Origin of the sequence: Chitinophaga filiformis, from assembly GCF_021646545.1 — a bacterium.
Classification (GTDB): domain Bacteria; phylum Bacteroidota; class Bacteroidia; order Chitinophagales; family Chitinophagaceae; genus Chitinophaga; species Chitinophaga filiformis_A.
On the sequence record NZ_JAKIRP010000026.1, the window covers coordinates 88,820 to 96,376 of the forward strand.

Consider the following 7,557-nt stretch of genomic DNA (forward strand, 5'->3'; position numbering starts at 1 on the left):
AAAAGCGGCGATACCTTACGATACCGCCGCTTATATTTTATGCCTGTATTACAGGACTTTATCTTTCAGTGCTCAATTCCTTTATTATACTTCAGCTTCTGCATAAGCGCTTACCGGCTCGCAGGTGCAGATCAGGTTACGGTCTCCGTGAGTGTTGTTCACACGGCTGATAGACGGCCAGAACTTGTTCAGTTTTACGTATTCCAGCGGATATGCTGCCTGCTGACGGCTGTAAGGACGTGTCCACTCATCTGCAGTTACTACAAACTGTGTATGCGGCGCATGTTTCAGCACATTTTGCTGTTTGTCTGCCGTACCGTTCTCGATAGCAGCGATCTCCTCACGGATAGCCAGCAGTGAATCACAGAAGCGATCCAGTTCGCCCTTGTCTTCACTTTCTGTAGGCTCGATCATGATAGTGCCCGGAACAGGGAAGCTCAGGGTTGGCGCGTGGAAACCATAGTCCATCAGGCGTTTTGCTACGTCTTCAGCTTCTACACCGGCAGAAGCCTTGAACGGACGCAGGTCAACGATGAATTCATGTGCACAGGTACCGTTAACGCCATTGTACAGGATATCGTATGCTTTTTCCAGGCGTGCCTTCATGTAGTTAGCATTCAGGATAGCGAACTGGGATGCCTTTTTCAGCCCTTCTGCGCCCAGCAGGCGGATATATGCATAAGAGATCAGCAGGATGCTGGCAGAACCATATGGCGCTGCAGATACTGCATGAGTTTGTGCCTTAGTGTCGAGGCTTACGTGGCCAGGCAGGAAGGGAGCCAGGTGTTTTGCCACGCAGATAGGGCCCATGCCAGGACCACCACCACCGTGAGGAATAGCGAAGGTCTTGTGGAGGTTCAGGTGACAAACGTCTGCACCGATCAGACCAGGAGCGGTAAGACCCACCTGGGCGTTCATATTGGCGCCGTCCATGTATACCTGTCCGCCGTGCTCGTGAACGGTGTTACAGATCTCTTTTACGCTTTCTTCATACACACCGTAAGTAGAAGGGTAGGTGATCATGATACCCGCCAGGTTCTGCGCATACTGTGCAGCTTTGGCTTTCAGGTCGGCTACGTCGATGTAACCATTTTCCAGTGCTTTCACTACTACCACCTTGAAGCCCGCCATTACAGCAGATGCCGGGTTGGTACCGTGTGCAGAGATCGGGATCAGCATTACATTACGGTGACCTTCACCTCTGCTCTCGTGCCATGCGCGTATTACCAGCAAACCAGCATACTCGCCCTGGGCGCCGCTGTTAGGCTGAAGACTGCAGGCGTCAAAAGCAGTTATTTTACACAGATAATCGCTCAATTCATCAACGATCTGCTGATAACCACCTGTCTGCGATTTAGGTGCAAACGGGTGCATCTTGCTCCAGTGGTTCCAGCTCAATGGGATCATTTCTGTAGCAGCATTCAGCTTCATGGTACAGCTACCCAGTGATATCATGGATGTATTCAGAGACAGATCTTTGTTTTCCAGCAGCTTCAGGTAACGCATCATCTCAGACTCGCTGTGGTGTGTATTGAACACCGGATGCAGCAGGTAAGAAGATGTCCTTTCCAGTCCTGCAGGAACGCTGGTAGCTTTCAGCTCAGCGCTGTTGCTGGTTAATTTGCCGGCTTCGAAAATGCCGAGTATATCGTTCACATCCTGGATGGTTACGGTTTCATCGAGGGAGATGATCACGCGGCCACTTTCAGGGTAGAAGAAGTTAATGCCGATCGCTTCCGCTTTATTACGGATGGCAGCGCTGTTACTTACACGTACTTCGATAGTATCAAAGAAGAAATTAGCAGCCAGCTCCAGGCCTTTTGCTCTCAGTTTCTCTGCCAGTGCATTGGCCAGGATAGCCACGCGGGTAGCGATGTTCTTCAGGCCTTTGGGACCGTGATAAACAGCGTACATAGCGGCCATATTAGCCAGCAGCGCCTGTGCAGTACAGATATTGGAAGTAGCTTTTTCACGTTTGATGTGCTGCTCGCGGGTCTGCAGCGCCATACGTAATGCGCGGTTACCCTGTGCATCGATGCTCACACCGATGATTCGGCCCGGGATAGCGCGTTTAAAATCATCCTTTACAGCAAAGAAAGCAGCGTGCGGACCACCGAAACCTAACGGAACACCGAAACGCTGTGCAGAACCTAAAGCTGCATCAGCACCCAGTTCACCGGGAGAAGTGAGCAGTGTCAGCGCCAGCAGGTCAGTAGCCATTGCTACATAAGCGCCTGCCGCGTGTACTTTATCAACAAAGCTGCGGTAATCTTCCACACTACCAATGCTGTTTGGATACTGCACCAATGCGCCGAAGTAAGTTTCGTCTATTGCTGCGGTATTGTAGTTACCCACTACCACTTCAATGTTCAGCGGCGTAGCACGGGTGTATATAACGTCGATTGTCTGAGGAAAGGTGTTCGCATCCACAAAGAACTTAGGACGGCTCAGGTGATCGTGATCTTTATTCAGTGCACTGAAGAACATCCCCATAGCTTCAGCAGCAGCACTGGCTTCGTCCAGCAGGGACGCATTTGCAATAGGAAGACCTGTCAGATCACTTACCATGGTCTGGAAGTTCAGCAGGCTTTCCAGGCGGCCCTGGGCAATCTCAGCCTGGTAGGGAGTGTACTGGGTGTACCATCCCGGATTTTCAAACACATTGCGTAAGATCACGCTTGGAGTGATAGTATCGTAATAACCCTGTCCGATATAATTGCGGAATACATGATTCTTTAATGATACATCTTTCAGATGACGCAGGTAATCACTCTCACTCATTGCAGCCGGAACTGCCAGGGGATGCTGCATGCGGATAGTGCCAGGTACTGTTTTACCTACCAGCTCTTCCAGGGAAGATACCCCGATGGTATCCAGCATATGATTGGTCTCAGCTTCATTTGGCCCGATATGCCGGCCAACAAATTCAGTTTGTTGTATATCAAAAAGATTCATGATGTAAAGCAGGTCTATTAGAAAAGAATGTGCAAAGCTATAACGTTTTTTAGCAATGGCCAAACCAGTGCGGTCGTTGGAGAAATTGCGGTGATAAATGCAGGCAGTAAATAAGGACAATTGTCATGAGCTTGTAATGTAGTGACACGGGAACTTGTCAGTATACCGTCTGTTTCCCATAGATGATCTTCTCTTGCTCTGTGGGCTATTGCTTAATCACTATCTTTGCAGTCCAATGGACGAATTACTTACAAACTGGGAACAAAAGGCCCAGGAGCAACAAAAGGCCAACAAGCAGTTCCTGCAGAAGCTGCAGACGAAAAGGGGGAGAGGTGTGGAAAAGCTATTGCCAGACCTGCATGATGAAGCTTTCAGTCACGTTGATTGCCTGAAATGCGCCGGTTGCTGTAAAACGATCAGCCCCCGCTTTAAGATGCCCGACATAAAACGCATCGCTAAATACAAGGGCATGAAGGAATCTGCCTTTATTGACCAGTACCTGCGCATGGATGAAGATGGGGATTACGTAGTGAAATTCAGTCCCTGTCCCTTCCTCGATGCTGACAATTACTGCAGCATCTACGACGCCCGTCCAGGCGACTGCCAGAACTACCCCTATACAGATAGCTTCGATTTTATCAAGCGGCCAAACATCACTTACCTGAACAGTACCATCTGTCCTGCCGTATTTTATGTCCTTGAAAGGTTGAAAAAGATCACAAAACTATAGCCGGTCAGGGCTTTAGGTCCAGCTTACGCATGGCGGGAGAGATGATATAGGTGGTGATCACCACACCCAGTGTCACACAACCGCCAAATACTACGGAAGGCACCAATCCCATCAGACGGGCGGCAAGGCCACTTTCAAAGGCCCCCAGTTCATTGGAAGACCCTACGAACATGGAGCTCACCGCTGCAACCCGTCCACGCATGTCGTCAGGAGTTTTAAGCTGCAGGATGGTCTGACGGATAATCACACTGATACCATCCAGCACGCCGCTGACCAACAAGGCCAGGAAGGAGAGTACAAAACTTGTTGACAATCCGAACACGATAATACACAGGCCAAAACCGAAAACGGCCGCCAGCAGTTTAAGACCGGGTTGATTGACCAATGGCCGGTAAGCCAGAATAAACATCGTGGTCAGCGAACCAACAGCCACCGCCGCCCGCAGGAAACCGAATTCCAGTGAACCCACATGTAACACGTCTGTTGCAAAGATGGGCAACATCGACACCGCACCTCCAAACAGTACGGCAAACATATCCAGCGCCATTGCATTCAGTACAACTTTGGTCTTCCATACAAAGCGCATCCCCTTTGTCAGTCCGTCGAAGAAACGTTCTCCCTGTGCTTTATAGTGAATAGGTTTAGGCTTGATCTTGATAAGGCTATACAGCGGCGCAAGAAAAACACCTACTACGATGAGCATAGACCAGTGAATACCAAACAGATAGATGAAGAGACCTCCCAGTGCCGGCCCCGCCATCCCACCGATCTGCCAGGCGCTGCTACTCCATGTGGAGCCATTGGCATACAGATTCCGGGGCACGATCAACGCCAGCATGGAGAAGTTAGCAGGACTCAGAAAGGCTCTCGCTACACCGCCCAGAAATACCAGGAAGTAGATCATATTAAGTACCCATTGTGTAGAAATGCCGGCCACCGCCTGGTCCCATGTCAGCAGGAACAATCCGAGACCCATAAGGATATAAGCAATTACACATGCAATTAATAAACCACGTTTCTCCCGCTTGTCCACAATATGTCCGGCAAAAGGCGCTACCAGCACCGCCGGGATCACCTCCGCCAGCCCGATCAGGCCCAGTGCAAAAGGGTCATGCGTCAGTGCATTCACCTTCCACTCAATAATGGTGAACTGCATGGCTAATGCAAACACCATGGCAAAACGAATGACGAGATAATAGTTGAATTCCGGAATACGTAGCGATGCGTAAGGGTCGTTCTTGATAGTAGTCTCCTGGTTCTCCACTTTGCAGTTTTTATGGCCGTCGCAAAAATAGAGAATTTGCCCATCACCCGGCCCTCCAATCTGATAAACGGTAGTATAAAATCCCCCTAAGATGTTTATTTTTATGTAGAATGTCCCCCTCCGGAAATTGGTCTGGTTTTAGCATTTGTAAAGTTGTAACATGTGGCAACCCGTTAAATGCGAGTTAATTGCATACTATGGTGCATCGCACTGTTTCTCAATCTTTTGTTAAAAGCAAATTGGCCTTCTGGTTGGATGGGCTATTTTATGCTATATTTGATGACGTTCAATTTTGGATTCTATGAGAAGAATGAAAGTGATTATACCAGTTGCACTGCTTACAATCTCAATGGGGGTTTTGGCTTTCAGCAAACTGCATAAAGAAGATCCTCCAGGCAGATACGAAGTGATCATGGGCCTGGTAGGACAAATACTAACCCAGGGCCACTATCAACCTAAGGAGATTAACGACGCTTACTCTAAAGAAGTTTTTGATAAATACCTGAAGAGCCTGGACAGTGAAAAGAAGTTTTTCCTGAAGAGCGATATCAAAGGACTGGAGTCCGTATCCACACACATCGACGATGAGCTGCAGGGCGCTCCGCTGGACTGCTTTAACGCCATCAATGCCATCATCAAACAGCGTGTAACTGAAGCTGCTTCCATTTACCCGGAACTGCTCTCCAAACCATTTGATTTTGCCAAAGAGGAAAAGGTAGTTCTCGATCCCGATAAGATCGACTATCCCGAAAGTCTGGAAGAACGCAAAGAAGCCTGGAGAAAAGTACTGAAATACCGTACGCTTGAAAAGCTGACGGAACTGCAGGAAACCCGCGATAAACAGAAAGATAAAGCCGGTGAAAAGATTAAGACTGATGCCGAACTGGAAGTTGAAGCCAGGGCTAAAGTAAAAACCGTATACGACCGTTATTTCGACCGTCTGAAAAACAGACAGGATGATAACGAGCGTTTTAGCATGTTTATAAACGCCATCACAACCACAATGGACCCTCATACTGATTTCTTCCCGCCAGCCGAAAAGAGGGCTTTCGAAGAGCAGATGGCCGGTAAGTTCTTTGGTATTGGCGCCCAGCTGAAAGAAGAAGATGGTAAGATCAAGATCGCCAGTATCGTAACAGGTAGCGCCAGCTGGAAAGACGGCCGCCTGAAAGCGAATGATGCTATCCTGAAGGTAGCGCAGGGCGATAAAGAGCCCGTTGACATCACCGGTTATGCAGTGGAAGATGCGGTGAAAGTGATCCGTGGTAGTAAAGGTTCTATTGTGAAGTTGACCGTGAAGAGCGTGGACGGTACCGTAAAAGTGATCGATATTACCCGCGATGAAGTAGTATTGGATGACACCTTTGCAAAATCAGCCATCATCAATGGCCAGCATAAACTCGGTTACATCTACCTGCCTGAATTCTATGCAGATTTCAATGACAGGAACGGCGCCCGTTGCGCGGAAGATGTAGCTAAAGAGATCACCAAACTGAAAGCGGAAAATGTAGAGGGTATCATCCTCGATCTGCGCTTCAACGGTGGTGGTTCCCTGCAGGACGTTGTACAGATGGCTGGGCTGTTCATTCCGGAAGGTCCTATCGTACAGGTGAAATCCCGTAGCGGCGATCCAATGGTGCTCCGCGACCGCGATAAGAGCGTACAATACGGTGGTCCGCTGGCTATCATGGTCAACGAATACAGCGCTTCCGCTTCTGAGATCATGGCGGCTGCAATGCAGGATTACAAACGTGCCGTGATCATTGGTAGCAATACCTTCGGTAAAGGTACCGTACAGCGTATGCTCAATCTCGATGACTTCTACTCCAATAAGGAAATAGGCGCCCTGGGTGCTATCAAACTGACCCAGCAGAAGTTCTACCGTGCAAATGGTGGTTCTACCCAGCTGAAAGGTGTAGCTTCCGATATCCAGCTGCCGGATCCATATTATGAAGTGGCAGAACGTAAAGATGCTGATGCTCTGGCATGGGACGAAATTCCAAAAGCATCCTTCACACCGTGGTACGATCCTGTTCCGGTAGAAGCATTGAAAAGGAACAGCGAAAAACGTATTGCATCCAGCGAGGCATTCAAGATGATGAATGACAACATCACTACGCTGAAAAAGCTGGAAAGCCAGGAAGCGTATTCTCTGAACCAGCAGACATACAAAGCAGAGCAGAAAAGTAACAGTAATGCCCTGAAACGTTATGATGCGGTAAATGAGAAAGTGAAAGAATTGAACATCGTGAGCCTGAAAACTGACCTGGACAGACTGGCAGCTGATTCTGCGAAACTGGCCCGTAACAAAGACTGGCTGAAATTCAGACAGAAAGATATCTACCTTGATGAAGCAGTAAATGTGATGAACGACCTGATTGCACTGTCTTATCCTAAATTACAGGGTAAACCCGCTAATAAATAATCATACGCCTTAAGCATAAATAAAAAGGCGGTCTGTTTTAAACAGGCCGCCTTTTCTATTGTGCGCCCGGCACGGGCGCAAACTCTAGGGTGTAAGTCCCGAACGCGCCTTGATAGTGGGAAGCGTTAACCCAAGGCAAGGGTGTCCTCCGTGAGGAGGAATCTGAAGGAAGCCGGCGGTAAA

Annotated in this window: 4 protein-coding genes; 2 read left to right on the forward strand and 2 right to left on the reverse strand. The window is 48.7% G+C overall.

The genetic code is table 11. The features are described 5' to 3' along the window. Nucleotides 1-84: 84 nt before the first annotated feature. A complete protein-coding gene (gcvP, locus tag L3C95_RS34300) occupies nucleotides 85-2,955 on the reverse strand; it encodes an aminomethyl-transferring glycine dehydrogenase (protein ID WP_236395184.1) in 2,871 nt (956 codons plus the stop codon). Nucleotides 2,956-3,190: 235 nt separating this feature from the next. On the opposite strand from gcvP, the gene L3C95_RS34305 reads away from it, so the two are divergent. Continuing rightward, entirely contained in the window at nucleotides 3,191-3,685 is a 495-nt protein-coding gene (locus L3C95_RS34305; protein WP_236395185.1) for a YkgJ family cysteine cluster protein, read from the forward strand. A gap of 4 nt (nucleotides 3,686-3,689) precedes the next feature. Here the strand turns inward: L3C95_RS34305 and L3C95_RS34310 are convergent, their stop codons facing one another. Beyond that, the gene (locus L3C95_RS34310) at nucleotides 3,690-4,949 is read right to left on the reverse strand and encodes an MFS transporter (RefSeq protein ID WP_236395186.1); all 1,260 of its coding nucleotides are present in this window, start codon (nucleotides 4,947-4,949) and stop codon (nucleotides 3,690-3,692) included. Nucleotides 4,950-5,250: 301 nt separating this feature from the next. Between L3C95_RS34310 and L3C95_RS34315 the strand changes: the two genes are divergently transcribed. After that, entirely contained in the window at nucleotides 5,251-7,374 is a 2,124-nt protein-coding gene (locus L3C95_RS34315; RefSeq protein ID WP_236395187.1) for a carboxy terminal-processing peptidase, read from the forward strand. Nucleotides 7,375-7,557 lie beyond the last annotated feature (183 nt).